The organism is Gilliamella sp. CG13, from assembly GCF_046635805.1.
Classification (GTDB): domain Bacteria; phylum Pseudomonadota; class Gammaproteobacteria; order Enterobacterales; family Orbaceae; genus Gilliamella; species Gilliamella apicola_I.
Genome location: NZ_JBIDFM010000001.1, coordinates 682499 through 704520, shown reverse-complemented (window position 1 = coordinate 704520; position 22022 = coordinate 682499). Strand labels below are relative to the sequence as shown.

Genomic DNA, 22022 nt, shown 5'->3' with positions numbered 1-22022 from the left:
TGATGAAACGAAGTACAAGGTGGAAAGATTGTATATTGAATTTATCGATTATTTTTTGCTTGAAAAGATAGTACGATAATTCGCTATTATTTGTATCATATTGCCTAGTGATAGGCAATCAAAATAATATAAATTGTCTTTTAAAGGTTATTTAAGCGTGCGTAACATGAATTGGTTAGGAAGGAATAAATCAAAATTAACCATTGGTATTATTGAATTATTTTATCTAAAAAAAGTTGAATAAACAGATCTAAAGGTGCCGATTTTTTTATTAATTTACTACGAGTTACGGCGCCTTCCCAACCAATCCAAAAAAATTCTGCAAGGGCTTTACAGTTTACCGCTGAACTCAGTTCTCCGCATTGTTGTGCCTGTAATAAACAGTGTTCTAGTTTGGTCTGCCAATTTTGTAAAATCTGTTCAAGTAGTTGTGCATACCCTTCCGGTAATAACGATTCTTCTTGGATTAGTTCGCCAATTAAGCAACCACGATTAAAATCATATTTTGCCATGCCTTGTTTAGCATCTTCATAAAAAGCTTTGATTCTAGCGAGTGGTGATGATATCAAGCTGTCGGTTAGATGTTTATCTAATTTATGACTAAAAAAGCTATCATAAGACGCGATAATGGCTCGCCCAAAATCTTCTTTACTTTTGAAGTAGTAATAAAATGACCCTTTGGGTACACCAACCTGTTTCAATATGCTTTCTAGATTTGAGGATAGGTAGCCATAAGTTGTCATTAACGCCATGCCACTACGGATCAATGCTGCTTTAGTGTCGTTACCTTTTTTTGAGAATGACTGTGTTGACATAGTGATTTATAGGAGGTTGTCAAATTGTTAAAAAGATTCTCATAATAATGAGTCGTTTTAATAAAAGCAATCTTATTGTGCATGTGGGTTATAGACACCATTATGAATGGTGTCACATAACATTGTTAAAATGTGACTTTCAACGCTTCGCATGATAATGGTTAGATTATCATGCTTTTGGGAGGTATTTAAGCAGTGAAGTATTTTGTTTGATTAACTGATTGTTTAAATAATCCTTCATTAAAAAATAAGATGTTAATTTAATGCCGATTGTTTCTTTTGCGCTGCTGATGATACAGCACCGATAAACACCACATCGCTGGAGGAATTTAATGCGGTTTCAACGGAGTCTTGAATGACACCTATTGCAATGCCAATACCAATTACATTTGCTGAAATTTCATTCGGTATGCCAAACATACTACAGGCAACCGGAATAAGAAGCAGTGAGCCACCGGCAATACCTGATGCACCACAAGCACATATAGAAGTAATAATACAGAGTAAAAGTGCGGAGTAGATATCGACATGGATATTAGCACTTGCTGGCATTGAGTTGACAGTGGCAAGTGTCAAAACGGTTATGGTGATTGCCGCCCCAGACATATTAATCGCAGCACCAAGTGGCACAGCAACCGAATAGGTATCTTCATCCATTTTATATTTTTTACAAATTTCAATATTAACAGGAATATTGGCGGCAGAGCTACGGGTAAAAAAGGCGGGGATCGCACTTTCTTTTAAAGATGTAAATACTAATGGATAAGGGTTTTTACGCATAACCAGAAATGCGAGTAGGGGATTAATCACTAATGCAACAATTAGCATACAAGCAACTAATACAATCAGTAAATGCGCATATTTTAATAATTCGCCAAAGCCTGTTTTTGCCAGTGTTGATGCTACAAGTCCAAATACACCTAAGGGCGCAAAACGGATGATAATTCTCACAATAAATGAGATAGCATAAGATAAATCGCTCATCATGGTTTTGGTTGTTTCACTTGAGTGCCTTAAGGCTAAACCAATGCCCACACCCCATATAATTAAGCCAATATAGTTGGCGTTGATAAGGGCACTAACTGGATTATCGATCATCTTTTCTAATAAAGTTTTTAATACCGCAGAAATGCCATTAGGTGGAGTAAAGGTTAAATTTTCAAGTGTATCACCAAATGAGATTTGCGATGGAAATAGAAAGCTGGCAACCGTGGCTAATAATGCTGCTAACATCATTCCAGTCAAATAAAGTGCAATTAAGGGTTTCATGTTTGCTTGCTTGCCTTGTTGGTGATTGGCAATTGAGGCAATAACGAGAATCAAAACTAATATTGGCGCAACGGATTTAAGCGCATTGATAAATAGTTCTCCAATCAAAGACATATCTAAGGCGGTTTCTTTTGAGACGGCAGCCAAAATAATGCCTAAAATTAATCCTAATAGTATCTGTGGTATTAATCCCACTTTCAGATAGAAACGAACTAATGGATTGGATGATTGACTCATAATTGTTTTCCTATTTTGAAACAAAATCTGTATAACAAGCCGAAACAGTACCATAATTCATTAGTATCTTTATAGAAAATAATCATTATCATAATGTTTTTTTATATAGCGTTTGAGATAATTATTAAGATTAATTACGCAGTGATGTGAAAGCGATTTAAATCGTTGCTAGAAGATGATAATTAATATCACAAAGTCTAAAAATGTATTTTTAGTTTTTATCGATTTGTAAGCGTGATTGGATGAATGATTGAGGCTAAATTATAAAAGTAGTAAACAAATTTCAAGATAAAACCGATAGCAACAATGTTATCGGTTTTATCTGTTTTTAAATTAGGATGCTCAGTAATATTACCAGTTGGCTTTAATACCTATTGAACTACTGAATGGCGCTTTAACTCTCGCTTTTCCGCCATTAGTCCACGTATGCCCAACTTCAGTGTAAATACTCATTTGATTGTTTAATTCATAACTGCCACCGAGTGCAATTTCTGAGCTGAGGTATTTTGCGCCATTACTGAATTTTGTTGATGCACTCTGGCTGGCAAAGTTAATACGATCGGCACCATTAGGTGAATAGAATAAATTCGCCCTTGCATAGGGACGTAAAATACCGGTTTCGGTTTGGAATAGACCTTCAAATCGACCACCAACACGGAATAACCATTTATTGATATGACTTTGTTTAATTTTAGTGTTTCCACTCACATGACTATCATCCAAATTTAACCATTGGTGAATGATTTGAGCTTGTGGTTCTAACTTCCAGCCACTATCCGATAAGTTAAAGGGTTTGCCTGTTTCGATCGATGCACTGAAACCGTATCCTTTTTGTTTGCTGTTTTTATTTCCATTCGGTTTTACATCGGTATGATAATGCGCACCTTGTAAAACAATATCCACATATGTGCCATTGTCTTGCATATAGGTACCATATGCACCTAAAAAGTATGAATCGATTTTGTTACTTCCCACTCGACCATTTTTGCCACTCGCAAAGCCATCAACACTTAAATCTCCACGCAAATAACCAAAATAAGCCCCCATACGCCATTCTTTATTCTGCAAAATATCACTACCTAACTGTAAGCCTGTATAATTCCCTTTGCTATGCGCGTTAGCTATACCGCTCTGTTGTAAATTGATCCGTTTATTAATGAATCGGCCCCAAGTCATCGGTGAATCTAAAAATGGCGTATTGCCGATACGTTGGTGCATATTGCCTTGCATAATATTATCAGCTCGACGTAATAGGGCGGGAATGGCAGCAAACATTGGGACTTCTTTTCGGTATGTTATTGTTCCAGGGGTTACATTAGGATCTTGCGGGTCAGGGTCGATAATCGGGTCGGTAGGTTCTGTATGGTTATCTGGATTGTTCGGGTTATCCGGATTAGTTGGATTAGTCGGATTTTCGGGGTTGGTTGGGTTGTCCGGATTGATTGGTTGCTCTGGATCTTTAATCAAAAATGATCGTAAATACCAATTATTATTTTGTTTATTAATATCGCCTTTATATAGGATATATTCGTAAGCACCCACATCGATATGTTGATTTTCAATGCTAAATGCATCATTCGTGCTCGTACCATCAACATGAACGACTTCAATGCCATTGGTATTACCTGTATCCGCACCTAATCCATTAATATTATTGATGCTGATAAATGTATTGCCCGATGTGTTACCGTTTACAATCAATTTATCTGTTGGACTATCACTGTCTTGAACAACGGTGTCGAGTATTAATTTACCATTATTACCTATGTAATCACCACTTATTGTCATGTTATCGCCGGCAAAAGTGTTGCTTAAAGTGATTGTTCCACCATTGTAGACGTTACCATTAACTTTAACTTGATGAAGAGAAGGGTGCAGGTCAACTACAGCACCAGATTCAAGCGTTAGCTTGTTGGTGTTAAGATCACCGGTTAATGTTAATCTACCTGTATTTTTAAGTGTGATATCTTCCCAATTATAAATAGCAACATTATTAATGGCACCATCAGAGGTTGAAGAACCTGTAAGATGTAAATTCAGTATGAGCGTATCAAGTTCAGATGCGCGTCTGATTTGATTTTTTTTCTCGCTACCATCAATGATAGTAAGTGCAGAAATATCGGCACCTTGATTCATGATCAAGGTATCATTGCCCGAACCTAATCTGATTTCTCCACTTACTTTAGAACCATTATTTAGTGAGACGATGGAATCGGTTGATTCATTTCTTATCGCTATATTATTTGCTGATGAAACATCAGCACCTTGATTAAGATTAATATAGGTTTTCGCGTTTTCTTTACCTGAAGTATAAATACCATTCCCAGATACATTATCTTGGCTAATCACTTTGCCCGATATATCAATTTGCGTGAAGCCTGTACCATTATTTATCGCTTTAATACCACTATCAAAACCCGAGATTACACCATTTAATTGATTAATGGTCATATCGGTTGCTGTTCCTCCATTAATTAAAAGAATTCCTGAACCCATATTAGCTGTAATATTTGATGAAGATAATAATGAAGTAAAGCCTTTTCCTTCATTTAAGGCATTAATACCATTATCAAAACTTTTAATATTACCAGACGATTCAATTTTGAGGCTTTGTGTCAAATTTTTATTTACCACGAAAATACCATTACCACCATTAGAAAGAATTGAACCTTCATTAACAATGTGCGTAAATCCACGTCCCTGATTGGTGAGGTAAACACCATTTAAAGCGCCTTCTATATTGCCTTCTTTCTCTTGTTTAAACGAAAGATTGTTCGTGTTGGTATCATTAACCACAAGGACAGCATCTCGGGTTTGGCTATTTATTTTCCCTGCCACTTTTAATCCTGTTGAACCTTGTCCATTATTTAATAAATTAACGCCGTTAATATATCCCTTAATTTCACTGTTTTTTATCTGTCCAAATATCAAATTATTGGTTGAAGACTGTCCTATAACTTCTACTCCATCAAGCGAGTTACCGGTAACGTTACTGGCTATACTGACTAGGGTTGAACGTGTTCCATTGTTGAGCATTTTAATGCCATTTAATTTACCATTAATTTCGCCAGATGATTGAATCACGGTCAGATCTTTAGCATGAGAATTATTGATAGCATTAATACCATGACCTTCTAATCCATTAACCTTACCTAATGTGGTAATGGTACTGGAATTTTGACCATTATTTAAAATATTAATGCCATGATTTGATCCTGTGATATTGCCGTCTAATTGACCAATTTTTATTTCTTGTGTATTATCATTTCCTACTGCATAAAGGCCGTCTTCTTGACCGCCAACAATATCTCCAGATGTATTAATTGATGTTGATCCTGTTCCATTATTTTCAATGTAAACGCCATAAATTAACCCTTTAATCAATCCCGATGTTTGCGAAACAACGAAGTTAGTACTTGATTGATCATTTAATGCATGAATACCATTTTTTTGGCTACCAACCACATCACCCGATGAAATTATTGATGTTGAGCCACTGCCTTTATTTTGTATATTGATTCCATTTAGATATCCATTAATGCTACCTTTCGTTTGCATAACATTCAAATCATGTGTATGAATATCGTTAATTGCATATATACCATCATTTTCTTCACCACTTACACTGCCTGAAGTTGTTATATAGGTTGAGCCATTACCAGAATTGTTATAATTGATACCATTCTCTTTTCCTTGAATCATACCCGAAGATTGTTTAGCGGTTAGATTTTTAGTATTAGTATGATTATTAACAAATAAACCATCTTTACTACCGCCAGTAACGTTGCCAGCTACAGTGATAGAGCTTGAACCATTACCGTTATTATCAAGATAAACACCATAGTTTTTTCCAGAAATGTTTCCAAGTGACTGAATCAAATTAATATCTTTCGCATTGTTATAATTTATCGAATGGATACCACTTGATGAGCTTGAGGTTATTTCACCTGCAGTTGTAATTAGCGTTGTGCCATTACCCATATTGAAAGTTTCAATCCCATTTAAATTCCCATGGATTGTACCGGATGCTTGGTTTATGGTGATATCATGCGTATTAGTATCATTCTGAACAGATATTCCGCTTAAATTTTGTCCTGTTACGTTACCAGAAGTGGTTATCAGTGTTGAATTTGTGCCGCGATTTTGAGCAAAAATACCAATAGTGTAACCAATAATATTGCCTTTCAATTGATTGATAGTTAATTCTTGAGTATTTGCAGCGCCAAAAGCGGCTATACCATTTGATTGTTGACCAATAATATCCCCATTGGCTGTAATTGACATAGCATCATTACCAGTGTGGATTAAATTAATACCTTGATGATAGCCAGTTATACTGCCTTTTAATTGGTTAAATGTAAGTTTTTTGGTATTGTTTAAATTATCGATTAATATCCCATCTCCTTCCTGACTAATAATATCCCCTGACGTGGTTACGACTGTTGAACCATTACCATAGTTTTCCAATTTCATACCGTGGGATTGACTAGTGATATGTCCATTAGACTGGGTAACTGTTAAATCATGAGTATTGTAATCATTATGAGCGAATATGCCATATTGTGTTTGTGCTGTTATGTTTCCAGCCGTTGTGATTGTAGTTGAACCGTTGCCTGCATTATTAGCAAAAATCCCATTTAGAGCACCTTTGATTGAACCGCCATATTGACCAATAGTAATATCACTTGCGTTTGAATTGTTGATTCCGTAGACTCCATCTCCTGAGTCAGAAATGACTTCTCCCGATGTTGAGATGTTCAATGAACCTTTACCATTATGCATAGCTCTAATCGCTAATATACCATGAATGACGCCAGCCGATTGCGTGATATTTAAACCTTTAGTATCAACGTTATTTTCCACATTAATAGCAATCCCCTTATCAGCGATCACGGATTCTGAGGTGGTAATTGTTGTTACCCCACGCCCGTTATTTATTGCCTGGATACCAAATTCTTGTCCATGAATATTAGCACCAACTAATTCTGTAATATTTAAATCTTGGGCATCAATTGCATGTGTGACTTGTATCCCCGCATTTGTCTTTCCAATAACACTGCCAGAAATGGTAAGATTTGTAGAGCCTTTACCATTATGATTGATGTTAATGCCATATTTACCGCCAATGATTTCACCCGCTGGCTGATTCACAGTTAAATTATCGACATCAGAACTACTTGAGTAATCATAACCATCGTCATTCGATTCAATATGATTTGGCAGTGTGATTTCCACCGAATTGTTTAAGTTAGTTATTGAGTAAGGATATTGAAAATATTTTGGAGTTTGCTGGCTAACTTGATGATTGTCGTATGGTTGTTGATCACTCTGCTGCTGGCAATTCGTATTACTGTCTGAAAGATTATCAATACATTGTGCATAGCTTATGGAAATCGAGGCTAACGTTAATGTTGTTATTGACAGTAAATTGGTGAAAAATAATTTACTCTTAGATTGTGCTTTTTCTGAAGTTACGATAAAAGCTTGACGCTGTGCATTCCATACCAACTTATATATTTTATTCATGGTAATCTCTCATTTATATTAACGATTAAACAGAACTCTGAATCGACAGAGCAAATAGTTGAAAATGACAGCTGAGAACTCATTACGTGAATCTGGCAATTATGTTAAAAAACAAAGTAGAGCTTAATTTTTTGAACATATACCTACTTATATAACTAATAATTGGAAACGATTTTTTTGACTAGCAACAGAATATTGTTAATGCTAAATATGAAAACAGTTTATATTACTAAAAATGGGAAAGTGTAAAATTGTAATTTGTTTGTTTTTTTACTTAAAAAAATAAAACTAAAAAAGAAGTAACTAAGCTTTTTTTACCATATAGCAATAAAATTGGCAATCAAAAAATAAGCAATCATGATGAGTTAAATTGTTTACTTTTGATATTCATTTAAATAGTTTATTTTTTTATCCAATAGATTGAATCCATTTTCTTAGTCATTTTTTTATAAAAAAATTAACTGCAACCTTATTGTCAGCGATAGCCAATTACTCCCATTCTCAAAATGGCGATATGTCAAAACAGAAATTACATCTTTGCTCATATTGTTGAAATATATTGGGAATATTATGCCAAAAACGGGGGGTGCGTTTTTATTATTAAATTTGAATTATTAACCTTTAATTAAAACTAATCTCAAATTGTGATTAGTTTTTTATTAAGATATAATTCAATCAGCTCGCTTAAGCGATTAATATTAAAGATAAAATGGTTAAAGGAATAAAAAGGATGTCTAGTCAGGTTGTTTCATATGTAGATAGAGCTGTACAATTGTTAAATAAAATCGGAATTATGATTAAACCTCAAGCCGATGCGCCGATTTTAAAACTATTAGATAATATTGCTGAAATTGATAAAAATCGTATTATTGCCATTGCGCGAACACTTCAACAGCAAAGTGCATTTAATGAAGTGGTTCGGGAGCAAATAGACGGTGTACACGTTTCAGATCGCTATACCAAAATTGTCAGCCATTTTGACAGTATTCGTACGGATATGGAAAAAATGTTGGGTTGGCTAGATGACGGTAAATTAGATTTTATCGAAAAAATCAAAATGGGTTGGATGACCTTTCAACGCGGTTCTATTCCAGATCGATTTAACTTGATTAAGAAAACCTATTTAGAGGTTTCGAAAGAAACTGGCAATCAGGTTCAACGTGAACATGTTATTTTAAATGCTTATCAAGATTTCCGTTTTGGCTTAAAACAAGCTCAAATTGTTGCGCAAGAAGTATTGCAAATTGCTACTGCTCGCCTTGATGACTGCAAACAAAAATTAACAGAGGCTATTGCTGAAGTTGATAATTTTAATGTTGATGATCCTGTCGCACGTGCTCGTCTAGAACTTTTACGAGATGAAGCATTACGTAATGTTCAACAAGAAGATAGTCGTTATCAAATTGTGTTAGATCTCGCCAATAATTTAACTGTTTCTTATAATTCTGCCGAAGCAGTCTTTGCCCGATTACAGCAAACCACTTCTGTGAAAGAACGTGTTTATCAACAAAGTGTTAGCTTTTTTTCAACCAACGAAATTGTATTTACTGCTTTAAGTGCTTCAATTACTTCATTAACAGGATTAAGTGAAAGTACGAAAACCTTAGAGGCAATGAAAGAAGGTATGAGTAAAGGTATTGAAAGCATTGCGACTTCTGGTAATAAACAACTAGAAGAAGGTTTAAAAGCAGGTTATGGCTCAACCATTAAAGCGGATTCATTGCGAGCTTTGGTCGAATCAATTGTAAATTACCAAGAATCAAGCCAACAATTAATTGCAGAACTCAGAAATGAGTCGATTGATAACGCCAAAGAAATAGATCGGATTGTTGAAGAAGGAAAACAACGCTTTAATAATATCATTTTGAAGGTTGAGGGTTGATGCAGGATATTAAACTGAGTGATCAATTAGGTGCAATGGCAATAATTGATGAGCTTTACCAAAAACAGCAACTGTTACTTGAGCATTTGGATCGCGATAAATTACGGAGTAATTTAAAAGAAAGTATTAAATCCTACTATCAAGCTAAAGGGCAAATTGTCGATAATCAAATCATTGAAGAAGGCATTAATCGATGGTTTGATCATCGGTTACGTTTTAATGCTCCTAAGCGTTCTTGGTTTCAGCATTTGTTGGTACGCTGTTATATTAAAAGAAAGGCGATATCAATAGTTGTCGGTGTTATTTTGTTTTTATCTGTCATAGTGGTTTACAGTAAATTAAGTGTGACAAAAGATATCAAAGCCAACATCGATAACTATTATAGTCAGATTTTAATGTCTAAAAACACCTTAACTGAGTTAAAAAATCAGTTTACCAAAATTGATAATTATCCTATTCATTATGCACAGATTCCCGCCAAAAAATTAAAAGCTTCTATTGCAAGTCTGCTTAATCAAGATTTAATTCCGACGTTGGTTAAACCAACGGTTGCTGGTTCTTTTATTACCGAAAGTGAACAAGAAACATATAATAAATTTAAGCAAGCCAGTCTTACCGTAAGTGATAAATTATCTGAAATACGTTTGCAAATGAAAACATTAAATACATTGCTTGAAGATGATAGACGATTAGCAGAATTAATTAAAAGTGACCAATTTATCAAGGAAAGTAAGCAGTATCCTGTATTACAACATGCGGTTGATTCAGTTATTGACAATCTGAATCAAGGACAACAGGTTGTCGATTTTAGTCAAATTGAAATGCTCTACAATTCTATCGATAGGGCAAAGGCGATAGCAAATAAAATCCAAGCTGATAATAATCAATTTTTAGCACTTAATGTGCCTGATTCGGATATGGGGCCTGTGCTTGCATTACAAGATGTGTTACAAGCAGATTTAAAAAATCTCAGTTTTGATAATGTAGAAAACTATCAAAAAATGATAGCTTATTATCTTAAGCTTGCTCAAACTAATTTGACGTTAACGATTGTTGATAACCCGTATTATAAATCGGGTGTTGAGCGGACACATGAAAACACGAATGGAAAATCTTGGTACATTATTGTTACTCCAACATTGCCTAATGGAGATACCACTTCGTTATGGGTAAAAAGTATTGAAACGGGCGAAACAGAATTTGTGGATATGTTTGGTCAACAGGTAACTGAAAAAGCCTATAATAGTGTCAGAGCAGATAAAATTGATGATGGGCATATTGATAATAACCAATTATGCAATAAACCGAAAGGACGTTTAATGTTTATTTGCCCAAATTCGGTTAAGTCAGGACGGATTTTGGAGTGGTAAAAAATGCAACCTAAAAAGATTGAAAGAAATATTGAGGATAAACTTTCGGGTGTAAATGTTTCATTAACAAAAGCGAAAAAAGAGTTGCAAGATTCTCGTCAAAAAATTGTGGATATGAAAAATGAACAGGTCGAAAAATATCAGAAGATAGCAACGATTTATTTATTAGAATCGCCTAAAAATGATGATGTTCAGATTCAAAAGTTCATCCGACAATTACAAGAGTTATGCCGTAATTTAGAAGATAAATCGGGTCAATTAGATCATGTCATTGAAGACTATAATCAAAAAATGGCAGAAGTGCTGTTGCGATTAGATGAGCTAACAACAAAGAAGATTATGCAACTTGAAAGTGATGCTGATTATGTCTCGATTTTTAATCATTATAACGAAGCTAAATTAGCGTTAACCAACGAAACAAAAAACTATAATGCATCTAAACAAGAATTTTTAACCAAATTAGCACAATATCATAAGAATCGTTATTACAACTATTTGGTTAATCGCCGATTTGGCGAAAGTAATTATAAAGCTTTTGGGATATTTCGTAAGTTAGATGCTTGGGTAGCCAGATTTGTCAATTTTTCTGAAAACTACAAAAATCAGATAATACTTGAGGCGTTAATAAAAGAGTCTAAATTGCGTTTTGAAAATAAAAAAAACGTCTACGAACAAATTTCGAAACAGAAAGAACAAAAAGAATATGAAGTTGAAAAAAGCTTAAAATTACCCGAGACAAAAATGGAATTAGCTCAAACTGAGCAAGATTTAGCAGATTATAAAAAACAAAAACTGGAGACTGAAAATACCTTAGAAGAAGTTCGAAAAGGCGAAAGTTTTCAGTTTAGGACAATTTCAAATCAACTTGCTAAATTGTTCCAAGAACAAACTTTTAATAAGTTAACGGATTTAACTTTGCAGACTCAATCGAAAGAAGATGATGCTTTGTTAGAAAGAATTTTAGAGCTAAACCAACAAATTAAGGATACGGAAGCCTATCTTATCACGTTACTAAAAACGATTAGAGAACTGGAGAATACTTATCATCGCTTTGAACAAGCACTTTATATATTTAAAGAAAATAATATTCCGAGTTCTCTTTATGAATTTAATCTATCATCATCAAAACTTGATGATTTATTGAATAACTTATTCAATAGTCGTGTTTTTCCTGAAAGCATCATTCAAACACTGTTAGCCTATAGAGTAGTCAGACAAGAAACGCATTCTTCAGGTTGGTCAGTAAGTAGTTCATCTTCTAGCCGTTCTTCGTCAAGGAGTTCTTCTTCAAGAAGTAGTGGATTTAGATCGAGTTCCTCATCTGGTGGAGGTGGTTTTAAAACAACAAATAGTTTTTAGTTGTTTAGCAAACAAAATAATATTAGTAAAGCAAACGCTTGGCATTGCAGGCATACGACGATATATAGGGCAAAATAAATTGAGTTTTTATTTTGCTTTATTTTTGTTTGTCTTTTGAGAAAAGACAAAGTACATTTCACTTTACTAATAAGTAAAACATCTACGATTATCAAAAGGGAATTACACAGACAATATAATGGGTAATAATTATTAACACAATTAAATAATATAACAAACGGGTATGTATAGAGTTTTTATAAGGATGAAATTGGAGCGGGAAACGAGGTTCGAACTCGCGACCTCAACCTTGGCAAGGTTGCGCTCTACCAACTGAGCTATTCCCGCTTTTTGGAATTCTTCGTAAGAAGTGGTGAGCATTATACAAAAAATTTTTGAGGTCGCAAGATTTTTTTTTAACTATTTTTTATATTTCCAGCTAAGTGATTCAAAAAAACCAAAAATAAATAGTCTAAGTGGTTTAAATTTATCCTCTCGCTTTTCTTGATTGGTCATCGTTGAGTAAAGAATCCAAGCTTGTAAACCGTGCAAAAGCGTAAAAATGAGTAAACCTACATAGGCAACAACATTGGCTGGTGTTGGGTAGGGGTGGATTAAATTGACGAATAAAAATAGCCAAACTATAGAATAAAAAATCTTACCAAATAATATGAACATCAAATTTCTTCTCGTATAAATAGATAACTATGAACTTGACCGGCGGTTTTTTCGCGATGTAAATGCCAGTTATTCGGAATGTAACTCAATACATTGTGATCGATTTCTGTCTCAATGTAGAGGTAGCATGAGGCGTTTAGCCAGTTATTTTTCTCAAGGTAGTTTACCGTATCGGCAACTAAACCTTGATGAAAGGGGGGATCGATGAACACGATATCAAACTTTTTTTGGGCGGGTTTATTCAACCAATTTAAAGTGTCTGTATGGTAGATATCGATAGCATGACTTGCTATGAGCTGTTTATTTTTGTTGAGTTGGCTCGCGACTTGCTTGTCTTTTTCAAGTAACGTCACGCTTTTAGCCCCGCGTGAAGCGGCTTCGAATCCCAATGAACCACTACCTGAAAAACAATCCAGACAGGTGCTGTCATGAATAACTGGCATTAGCCAGTTAAACAGTGTTTCTTTAATGCGATCTGTGGTCGGACGCAACCCTTGCTTGTCAAGTACAGCTAATTTACGTCCTCGCCATTTTCCGCCAATTATTCTGATTGAACCATTCATTATCATACCTCAATTAGAATAGTTCAGAAATGTTACCGTCCGAATCTGTTGTTTCGGTACCGACTTCTTTAGTTGCATAACGGGTAGGCTCAGTGCCTTTAATAAAATATTCTGTCATGGTGTTTGCACCAGATTGTGGTAATAATCCTGTTTTTTGGTCGATTGTAACACTAATTACGTTTTCCGGTTGAACATCTGTAACAACAGGCACATCTTTTAAAGCTTCTTTCATATAGTCAACCCATATTGGATTGGCCGTATTGGCCCCGCCTTCAGCGCGGAAGGTTTTTCCTAATTCACGACGATGATCGTCAAAACCCATCCATACAGTTGTGACAATATTGGCACCAAATCCAGAAAACCAAACATCTTTAGATGCATTGGTTGTCCCCGTTTTACCGCCTACATCTCGTCGACCTAAAGCTTTAACACGCCATGCTGTTCCTTGCCAATCTGAACCTCCAAATACCGTTGAACGTAACCCATCTTTCATAATGAAGGCAATATCACTACTTAATGTATGTGGTGCATAAATTGGTGTGATAGGCTTATTATTATTTTCATGATTAATTTCAATGTCAGGAATAATGATATTATCATCCGCTTTGAGATTCGCTTGTTCAGGCTCTTCACTGCCAGATTCATTGGTAGCATTTTCCACATCGTTATTAGTTTGAGGTGTTGAGTCAGTAATAATGAGATCATCTTGACAGTCGTGACAAGCGATAACAGGTTGATGTTGATAGATAATACTTTTGTCACTTGTGTATTCAATCTTTTCAATTAGGTAAGGGGTAATCAAATAGCCGCCATTAACGATAACAGAATACGCTCTTGCTACTTGTAAAGGCGTAAATGATGCAGAACCTAAAGCAAGCGATTCGTTATGCGAAATATTTTCTTTAGGAAAGCCAAATCGTTCTAAATAAGTGGCTGCATAGTCGATTCCAACTGCACGTAAGGCTCGTACCATCATGACATTTTTAGACATACCTAAACCAATGCGTAGACGTAAAGGACCTGCGTATTGCGGTGGTGAGTTTTTGGGTTTCCAGGTCGTGCTGCCTGTTGTTCGAACAATCGGTGCATCATTAAGGAGTGTTGCCATTGTTAAGCCATGTTCTAACGTTGCAGTATAGATAAATGGCTTTATGTTAGAGCCTAATTGACGAAGTGCTTGCGTCGCACGGTTAAATTTACTGAGATTGAAATCAAAACCACCGACAATCGCTTTTATCGCACCATTTTCAGAATCCAATGAAACCAATGCCGCATTGACAGTGGGTAGCTGAGACAGTTCCCATAAGTCGTTAACTTTTCTCACCCAGATAAGCTGACCTACTTTTAGCACATCTGATACTTTATGTGGATAAGCGCCTTGTTTATTATCATTGATGAATGGTCTTGCCCATTTCATGCCATCGAACAAAATCTCAACATGACTATTATCAGTTAAAACAATTGATGCTTGTTTATCCGTAGACTTCAGCACAACGGCTGGGCAGATTCCACTATAACAGGTGTATTTATTTAATGTTTCGAGGATTTTTGCGTCATCCCAAGCGGTTTCATTTTCTTTCCATAAAATTTTATTAGCACCACGATAACCATGTCGTTTGTCGTAATCAATGATCGATTTTTGTATTGATTCTGTTGCGGCAATTTGGTCTTGTTTTGAGATAGTGGTATAAACTTTATAACCGTCGGTATAGGCTTTTTCGCCAAATTTTTCAAACATAAATTGCCGTGCCATTTCAGCAATATAAGGAGCAGAAAAGGCGATCTGTGGAGAATGGTAACTGACATTTAAAGGTTTTTTTATGGCTTCATTATATTCCGCTTGCGTAATGTAGGATTGATCTAACATTCGTCCCAATACCCAGTTACGTCTTGTTAATGCTTTATTAGGATGCGAAATTGGATTATATGCAGAAGGCGCATTCGGAAGACCAGCCAATAAAGCGGCTTCATCTAAAGTTAATTGATCAGGTGTTTTACCAAAAAAAGTATAGGAAGCTGCGGCAACACCATAAGCTCGTGAACCAAAGTTAATCATGTTTAAGTAAAGTGCCATGATCTCATCTTTGGACAGCTCTTTTTCCATGCGGATCGCTAAGATCATTTCTTTTACTTTTCGAGAAATACTTTTTTCAGAAGTTAAAAAGAAGTTTTTAGCAACTTGTTGAGTAATAGTACTTCCACCTTGTGAAAATCCTTTTTGTTTTAATCCAATATACATTGCGCGAATAATTCCGATTGGATCGATACCAAAGTGTTCATAAAATCGGGAATCTTCGGTGGCAATAACCGCATTAATAACCGTTTTAGGTATTTCATCATATTTAAGAGGCGTACGTCGACGTTCACCAAAAATAGCAATTAACTCACCATCTTTACTGAGTACTTGTAACGGTGTTTGTAATTGCACATCTTTTAGTGTAGCAACATCTGGTAGATCCTTTGAATAATAGGCGTAACCAGCTATACCGATGACTAAGCCACACAGTAAGCAACCAGCAAAAAATTTGAGAAAAAACTTTATTACTCTAACTAACATCACTAATCATTCCTACCTAATTGATTTAAGGTAAATTTGGAAATAATTAAAAAAACTCTATTTCCTGTAAGGTTTTTAACTTTTTTTAGGTCGATGAGTATATACTAATTATAGTAAATTGCATAAAACAAAAAGTGATAAGTCCCTTTGTTCGTTTTCAATACTTAGCACTCAATTTAATCGAACAACACAATAAAATACTCTTTCTAAAAATCATTCAATCATCTTTCAATTGCACCTTAAAAATTTGATTTTAGTGTATCTATCGTAATTTTGAAGTTAACCATATTAAATAAATAACGATTTATCGTATACGATTCTATGTGCGTGTTGTTTCACAATTATTGATAAATTCTAAAATATTTCTAGCAAAGTATGAGAAAGTTAGACGTTATTATTTTTGGGTGATCATTATGTGGAGTACAAAACTTAAGCAATCTTACTTGCAAATCATCATTTCATCAAGTTTTTATTTATTGTTAATAATGGCTAGCCTCTTTTTATTTGCCGATACCTCATTTAACGCCTATACATTTGTGGTGATCATTTTATTGATAGTTGAGTGGTGGCGCAGTCTTAGCTATTTTCAAACAATAACTGGTGAATTAGCTTTATTTCATCACATCAATCAGATTTATTGGCACAATCAGCGTTGGCATTTAATGCGAAAACCCTTAATACTTCGTTATAGTCTATTTTTGAATTTGAAATCAAGGCGAACAGGGCAACACTGTACCCTTTTTTTGATGAGCGATAATTTGACAACTCGCGATTGGCGAACACTTCGATATTATCTATATCAACTTGATTTTAATTGATAAACATATCTATCTTTAGCGACATGTTGACCTGCATTTAATGCGTTTTTTTTATCCAGTAATAGAAAGGTGGGCATTCAATTTGTGAACTTAATAGTTCATGATCCATATGCCGGCAAAAGCTGGGAATATCACGAGTTGTTGCCAAATCATCAGCAATCACAAGAAGAACTTGCCCAACAGCAAGCTCTCTCATCGTTTTGCGAACCATCATTATGGGTTCAGGACAGCGTAATCCAATTGTGTTAAGTTCTTTGTCTGCTTTCATTTTTATCAATAATTTGGTTAGGGATTAATTGAAAAAAGTTTATCAAGATAATGCGGTACGGCATCATCAGCATTTGAACCAATCACTTCTAATTCAGGTAATTTTTGTCGTAAATCTGGTGTGGCGTTTTGCATTATACACCCTTTTCCAACCATTTTTAACATTTCATAATCATTCATGCCATCACCGAATGCAATACTATCGTTTAATGCTAATCCTAATTTATCGACCACTTTTTTTAACGCACTGCCTTTGGAAACATTAGCGCCCATAATTTCAAGGCAATTTAATGATGAAAAGGCAATACTGACTTGATCACCATACTTTTCATCAAGCCGATTTTTTAATTTGACTAAATGTGGATGAAGGGCATCATCACTTGTTGTGAAATAGATTTTAGCAATGTCATCTGTTTCAAAGTCAAAAGGATTAAAAAACTCATAAGTAAAGCGGCTTTCTTGATGAAAGCTAAGAGAATAGGCATCTTCTTTGTTAATTAACCACTGATCACCTCGGTAAATGTGGGTAAACACTAATGGATCGTCAGTGCACTCTTGGGCGATTTGACTGGCGAGCGTCGGTTCGACATTTTGGCTAAAAATTAAGTTTCCATGACTATCATGAACTCGGGCGCCATTTGACGTTATCATAAATGCATCAATTTCCATATTTTCACGCATTTGCGCAACATCAATATGATGTCGCCCTGTAGCAAAAATAAAATGAATGCCTTTTTGACGTAATGCTTGCAAAACTTGTTTGGTATAAGGTGAAAGACTGTGTTCAGGCGTTAATAAGGTGCCATCTAAATCCGAAGCGACAACATGAAACATAATATTCTCTACTAGTGTAAAAAGTGAAAATCACAATGATCTAAAAAACAATACTTTGAATCCTTTATTGACCTCAAAGTAAAAATATAAAATATAGGGTATGATACAACTCTGTACACATTTACTCAACTAATTGCGGTGTAATAAAAATGACTAATTCTCGCTTTTGTTGCTTTTTATTTTTGTACTTAAATAAACTACCGATAATAGGGACTTGGCTAACATAAGGTACATTATGATCGTTTTTGCTATTTATTTGATGAAAAATACCGCCAAGTACAATTGTTTCGCCACTTTTTACCTTGACTTGGGTTTTGATTTCTTGCGTATCTATAGCGAGGGCTTCACCGCCATCACTGCGTTTAATCGCTTGCCCAGCGGTGTTTTGAGTGATATGGAGATCTAAAATCATCTTCTCCTCTCCAATGATTTTAGGCGTCACTTCTAATCCTAAAACGGCTTGTTTGAACTCAATGGAAGTCGAGCCACTGCTACCGCTCGATACTTCGTAAGGAATTTCAGTGCCTTGTTTAATTGAAGCCATATTTTGATTGGCGGTCAGTAAGTTAGGACTGGCAATAATTTCAAGTTGATTTTCCGCCTGTAGTGCAGATAACTCTAAATTGAGTAAACTGCCAGACATTTTCGCAAGATTAAAGCCCAGATTAGCCGTTGAACTGGCAGCGCCCAATTTTACATCGAACTTATTGATTAACTGCGAAGGCTGCCCCACATAACCCCATTTAATCCCCAGTTCTGACATACTTTCATCACTCATATTGACAATATGAGCGGCAATATGGACTTGTGGTATTGCTTTGTCCAACAATGTGATAAGACTTTTAATCGCTGTCAATTTAGGGGGAATATCAGTGATGATTAGCGAGTTAGTCCGTTTATCAACAATCACTTTACCACGTTCTGACAATAGCGCTTGCTTATGGATGATATCCAATAATGTGTTCAGATCGGCATGCTCAATACGTATAGGTAAAGTATCTAAGGGTAAACGCTGTTCAAGTGATAATTTATCTAATCGTTGTTTTTGATTAATCTGGTCGGGATCTTCCGCTTTTGAAATAAATAAGATATTGTCCTCAATTTTAGCTTGTAAGTTAGCGCTATTGATTATAATCATTAAAGCTTTATGCCAATCGACATTTCGAAGCTTAATAGTCTGTTTTTGTGCTATGTCTTCAGTCATAATCAAATTAAGTTGTTTACTGTCAGCTAATGCTTGCAAAATAATACCAATATCAGTTTGATTAAAATTTAACGTGATAAGTTCCGAATGGTTTATTTTAGATAATTGATTGTTAGTTGCTAAACTAGTATTGACTTGAGCAAGGAATAAAACAGTGCTAATAATTTGCCATTTTTTGAGGTGTTTTAATAAAAGATATCGGATGTTAGCCATACGTTAATTCCCTCATATCACTTGTTTAATGGCATCATCCAGACAATACTATCTTGACAATATTGAGCCAGATTTGCTTGCCAAACAACGTTATCATTCGTAAGCGTTTTGATTTGCCAAGGCAATAACATTGGAGGAATCTCACTATTGATTATTGCTAACCATTGCTGTGTTGACGTTAACCAGATTTGATAATAATTATTGTGCTGTGATTGTATGATTCCGCTAAGTTGCCAGCTTTGTATCTGTGCTAATAATTGGTTAGTTTGTTCGGTACACGATATCAAATCAGTCAGATTGAATGGATCGCGTGCCAAACGGTGATTTGCATCAGCATTAAAGCAAATCATCATGATAAAAATTAAGCTAGAGAATAAATAATGATTCATGTTGTTTCCTTATCGAAAGATAATGTAAACGATATGATTAGATAAGTATTTTGTCGAAGAATCCTAAAATTAGATAAATCAAGATAATAGCTATTGTGGTTAAAGGTCGATAATAAGTTTAGAAAATTAGTAAATTGTCCATAGAGCTCAATATCCCACATCGTTTTGTTATCCGTTCGATAGTATCTGAATGTATGTAAAGTTAACTGGTTTTGTGTAATCGCATGAGCCAAATCTTTTTCTGAAAGTAAAACGAATGATCTATTCATTTGGGTTTGATATCGGTCAATTTGGGTTTGTAGCTGTTTTATTTTTTCACTCTGAATTTGATGCTGTTTAAATTGCTGTTTGGCTTGATTAGCAATATCTTCAATAAAAAATAGATAGCTAATGATGATCATTGTGATGATAGTAACAAAACCGATAGTATATTGCTGCCAAAGTGGGCGATTAAAAAAATCACTCTTCATTAAATGTGATTTCCATTTTAAATGACAAATTGTGTTCTTGTCTGGTTATGTCATGAATCTGACTTTTTATGATGTTATCCTGCCGTAATAACGTTTGATTAAAATTGATAATCTCAATATGACGAAAGCTATAACCAGAAATCATCACTTGTTGCGGTTGATAATGAAATGATTCTAACCATATAACAGGTGGTAATTGTTCTGAAAGTAGTGTTAAAACGTGATAAATTTGTTGTTGGCTAACCGACAGCTTAGGAATAAAAGTTGCTAATTGTTGAGTTAACCGTTTTTCGTTATGTTGTTGTTCGACATTTAATAGGGTGTAATGACTGAGTTTAAGTTGCGTTTGATGCCATGAATAACCCATAGAACAGCAAGCAATACCCATTATGCACACCATAGTAACAAGTAACGAAAATTTCTGCCTTTTCTGTTTTTCTTGTCGCCAGGGTAAAAAATTGATTATCTCTTCATTAATTACTCCACCAATACAGTGTAATCTTAAATTGTGTTTTTTAAATAAATCCAGCCACTCATTGACATAATCACGTTTACATATTGTTACATTAAGATAAGGTTTGCCAGCAGAATAAATAAAATCATAACAAACGTTTGTAGCGGTGAGTTCAAATAATTGATAAATCGATGCTTCAACATATAAAGCTAGTTCGCCTAAGGCTAAATTAAGTGGTGGAAGTTTGAGTTGTTTGGTTTGGAAATCATTTTCATTAAGATAAAGTTCAAAAACCGATTGTGTTGGAATACGGTTCTTCAGCTCAAGAATCAGTTGTTCAACATCACTCAAGTTTTGATAAGGGTAGTTAACGGTAGTCTCATTTTGTTTTGCTGTTTGAGTGTTAACCAAATAGATAATTTGATACCGTAACCATTGGGGTTCAATATATATTTTAATACGACATTTTCGGATAAACATGATCGATTGTGTACTTATGATTTTAAATTACCTTATGACCAAGCATAATAAGGATTGATTAAATAAAAATGAAAAAAAGGGATTTTTGCGAAGTATTACGCAAAATAAGATTAAAATTAAATCGAACAAAGTTAATTTTGCGAAATTATGAAAAAAAAGGTTGACTGAAATAAGACGTGCCTTATAATGCACATCCACACGGTAAGGGTGATTAGCTCAGTTGGGAGAGCACCTCCCTTACAAGGAGGGGGTCACTGGTTCGAACCCGGTATCACCCACCAATCTTTACCGTGACGTTTTAGCAATAAAACATTTGGGGTGATTAGCTCAGTTGGGAGAGCACCTCCCTTACAAGGAGGGGGTCACTGGTTCGAACCCGGTATCACCCACCACTTTTAGTAATTTTCTATGGGTTGTTAGCTCAGTCGGTAGAGCAGCGGACTTTTAATCCGTTTGTCGAGCGTTCGAATCGCTCACGACCCACCACTTTCTTTCCTCGTTTTTCAACATAATTAACAAGATAAATTTAAGTAAACCTAAGCGATGAGAACGCAAGCGTTCGACAAATTCGTCTGGAACGAATTTGAACAACACGAAGTGTTGGCCCCCGAAGGGGTGAGGCACACGATGTGCCGAATAA

Annotated in this window: 16 protein-coding genes and 4 tRNA genes; 7 read left to right on the top strand and 13 right to left on the bottom strand. The window is 35.0% G+C overall.

Annotation, left to right across the window (positions count from 1 at the left end):
• Positions 1-209: 209 nt before the first annotated feature.
• The 3 genes from ACGH6R_RS03195 to ACGH6R_RS03185 all read right to left on the bottom strand — a co-directional run bounded on the left by ACGH6R_RS03195 (position 210) and on the right by ACGH6R_RS03185 (position 7847).
• Positions 210-815 carry a TetR/AcrR family transcriptional regulator gene (locus ACGH6R_RS03195; protein WP_220216702.1) on the bottom strand — a complete coding sequence of 202 codons (606 nt, stop codon included), beginning with the start codon at positions 813-815 and terminating at the stop codon, positions 210-212.
• Between the two features lie 255 nt (positions 816-1070).
• Positions 1071-2321 carry a serine/threonine transporter SstT gene (gene sstT, locus ACGH6R_RS03190; protein WP_267351241.1) on the bottom strand — a complete coding sequence of 417 codons (1251 nt, stop codon included), beginning with the start codon at positions 2319-2321 and terminating at the stop codon, positions 1071-1073.
• Positions 2322-2672: 351 nt separating this feature from the next.
• Positions 2673-7847, bottom strand: coding sequence for an autotransporter outer membrane beta-barrel domain-containing protein (locus ACGH6R_RS03185; protein WP_411598882.1), 5175 nt, complete (start codon positions 7845-7847; stop codon positions 2673-2675).
• A gap of 730 nt (positions 7848-8577) precedes the next feature.
• Between ACGH6R_RS03185 and ACGH6R_RS03180 the strand changes: the two genes are divergently transcribed.
• Genes ACGH6R_RS03180 through ACGH6R_RS03170 form a run of 3 tightly spaced genes read left to right on the top strand, consistent with a single transcriptional unit; the run spans position 8578 to position 12458 of the window.
• Positions 8578-9729, top strand: coding sequence for a hypothetical protein (locus ACGH6R_RS03180; RefSeq protein ID WP_267360493.1), 1152 nt, complete (start codon positions 8578-8580; stop codon positions 9727-9729).
• Positions 9729-11099: a DUF6384 family protein gene (locus ACGH6R_RS03175; RefSeq protein WP_411598881.1), complete on the top strand. Its 1371-nt coding sequence runs from the start codon at positions 9729-9731 to the stop codon at positions 11097-11099. Before ACGH6R_RS03180 ends, ACGH6R_RS03175 begins: the two co-directional genes overlap by 1 nt.
• A gap of 3 nt (positions 11100-11102) precedes the next feature.
• The gene (locus ACGH6R_RS03170) at positions 11103-12458 is read left to right on the top strand and encodes a hypothetical protein (RefSeq protein WP_411598880.1); all 1356 of its coding nucleotides are present in this window, start codon (positions 11103-11105) and stop codon (positions 12456-12458) included.
• A 269-nt stretch (positions 12459-12727) separates the two neighbouring features.
• On the opposite strand, the gene ACGH6R_RS03165 is transcribed toward ACGH6R_RS03170, so the two are convergent.
• From ACGH6R_RS03165 to ACGH6R_RS03150, 4 genes are all read right to left on the bottom strand, one after another.
• Positions 12728-12803, bottom strand: a tRNA-Gly gene (locus ACGH6R_RS03165).
• Positions 12804-12875: 72 nt separating this feature from the next.
• A complete protein-coding gene (locus tag ACGH6R_RS03160) occupies positions 12876-13133 on the bottom strand; it encodes a DUF1145 domain-containing protein (protein ID WP_267351250.1) in 258 nt (85 codons plus the stop codon).
• Entirely contained in the window at positions 13133-13696 is a 564-nt protein-coding gene (gene rsmD, locus ACGH6R_RS03155) for a 16S rRNA (guanine(966)-N(2))-methyltransferase RsmD (RefSeq protein ID WP_267351251.1), read from the bottom strand. The genes ACGH6R_RS03160 and rsmD overlap by 1 nt, the downstream gene beginning before the upstream one ends.
• A 13-nt stretch (positions 13697-13709) precedes the next feature.
• Positions 13710-16253, bottom strand: a complete 2544-nt coding sequence (locus ACGH6R_RS03150) for a penicillin-binding protein 1A (RefSeq protein ID WP_411598965.1) — start codon at positions 16251-16253, stop codon at positions 13710-13712.
• A 413-nt stretch (positions 16254-16666) separates the two neighbouring features.
• On the opposite strand from ACGH6R_RS03150, the gene ACGH6R_RS03145 reads away from it, so the two are divergent.
• Positions 16667-17071 (top strand): protein YgfX, encoded by a 405-nt coding sequence (locus ACGH6R_RS03145; protein ID WP_267351253.1) that lies wholly within the window; start codon positions 16667-16669, stop codon positions 17069-17071.
• A 37-nt stretch (positions 17072-17108) separates the two neighbouring features.
• Here the strand turns inward: ACGH6R_RS03145 and tusA are convergent, their stop codons facing one another.
• From tusA to ACGH6R_RS03115, 6 genes are all read right to left on the bottom strand, one after another.
• Entirely contained in the window at positions 17109-17348 is a 240-nt protein-coding gene (tusA, locus tag ACGH6R_RS03140; RefSeq protein WP_411597448.1) for a sulfurtransferase TusA, read from the bottom strand.
• Between the two features lie 8 nt (positions 17349-17356).
• A complete protein-coding gene (locus ACGH6R_RS03135) occupies positions 17357-18172 on the bottom strand; it encodes a Cof-type HAD-IIB family hydrolase (RefSeq protein WP_267351257.1) in 816 nt (271 codons plus the stop codon).
• Between the two features lie 121 nt (positions 18173-18293).
• Positions 18294-19589 carry a secretin N-terminal domain-containing protein gene (locus tag ACGH6R_RS03130; protein ID WP_411598879.1) on the bottom strand — a complete coding sequence of 432 codons (1296 nt, stop codon included), beginning with the start codon at positions 19587-19589 and terminating at the stop codon, positions 18294-18296.
• Positions 19590-19606: 17 nt separating this feature from the next.
• A complete protein-coding gene (locus ACGH6R_RS03125; protein WP_267351261.1) occupies positions 19607-19978 on the bottom strand; it encodes a hypothetical protein in 372 nt (123 codons plus the stop codon).
• Complete coding sequence (locus ACGH6R_RS03120; protein WP_411598878.1) at positions 19975-20448, bottom strand: hypothetical protein; 474 nt, start codon at positions 20446-20448, stop codon at positions 19975-19977. Before ACGH6R_RS03120 ends, ACGH6R_RS03125 begins: the two co-directional genes overlap by 4 nt.
• A complete protein-coding gene (locus tag ACGH6R_RS03115; RefSeq protein ID WP_411598877.1) occupies positions 20438-21382 on the bottom strand; it encodes a PilN domain-containing protein in 945 nt (314 codons plus the stop codon). Before ACGH6R_RS03115 ends, ACGH6R_RS03120 begins: the two co-directional genes overlap by 11 nt.
• Positions 21383-21587: 205 nt before the next feature.
• Here ACGH6R_RS03115 and ACGH6R_RS03110 point away from each other — a divergent pair.
• The 3 genes from ACGH6R_RS03110 to ACGH6R_RS03100 all read left to right on the top strand — a co-directional run bounded on the left by ACGH6R_RS03110 (position 21588) and on the right by ACGH6R_RS03100 (position 21868).
• A tRNA-Val gene (locus ACGH6R_RS03110) sits at positions 21588-21663 on the top strand.
• Between the two features lie 35 nt (positions 21664-21698).
• Positions 21699-21774: transfer RNA gene (locus tag ACGH6R_RS03105), tRNA-Val, on the top strand.
• An 18-nt stretch (positions 21775-21792) separates the two neighbouring features.
• Positions 21793-21868 (top strand) — tRNA-Lys (locus ACGH6R_RS03100).
• The last annotated feature ends 154 nt before the right edge of the window (positions 21869-22022 follow it).